Annotated in this window: 1 protein-coding gene; it reads right to left on the bottom strand. The window is 46.1% G+C overall.

All coding sequences use genetic code 11. The annotated features are described in order from the left end of the window. Positions 1-133: 133 nt before the first annotated feature. Positions 134-742, bottom strand: coding sequence for a Yip1 family protein (locus tag A3761_RS04990; protein WP_068554227.1), 609 nt, complete (start codon positions 740-742; stop codon positions 134-136). Positions 743-774 lie beyond the last annotated feature (32 nt).

Raw genomic sequence — 774 nt, 5'->3', positions numbered from 1 at the left:
CGCCGACGCTACCAGCAGATAAACAGCGTATGAAAGATATTCGTTTGCAGTGGTAAGTGGCATATGAAATGAGAAGGGGGCTTAATATAAGTCCCCTTCTGCGTTTTGGTATTTCCTTTTTAGTGTTTGCCCTTTAACGCGTGACAAACTCTGGGCCAGCGCCCATGCTCCAAATAATGACGGTGCCGATTAATGTTGTCACCAGATAAACCAGAGAAACTGTTAATATCGCACCGACAAAGAAGAAGGCTTGATCCTGGGATATCTTCAGTACATGAGGTAAACCGTCATACATCAGGTAAGCTGCATAACCCGCTGCTGCGAGGAAAATAGCAGCATTCACCCAAGGCTCTGGGTACAGTGGTGCTAAACCAGCTAGGAACAGAGGCGTGCAGGAGTAAGCGACGAGTGCTATTCCGTTCGCGGCAAACTCATCATGGCCACTGCCATAGTTGCGAGACATCCAGTCAATCATAAAGCCAATAAAGTAAATGCCCGCGACCATGGCGACATAAGTCAAAATACTGAGCGTCATTGCACTCGATTGAGAAAGGTAAACTAACTGGCCTTCACCCACTTGCCAACCATATTGAGTGGTTGAAATGTAGGCGCATACTGGGGCAATCAAGGCGAGAAGGCAGATATAGGCGGCCATCTTAAGCGGGCTTGAATGTTCTTTTCTTATTGATTCCCACTCTTCATCGGGGTGTGTGAACATTCCAGGGACATGACTTAATAACATACGGTAAACCTCTATTGATCATTATTGTTTTT

The sequence above is a fragment of the Oleiphilus sp. HI0123 genome (assembly GCF_001635315.1).
The sequence above is the reverse complement of the archived record's forward strand: the minus strand, read 5'-3'. Positions and strand labels throughout refer to the sequence as shown.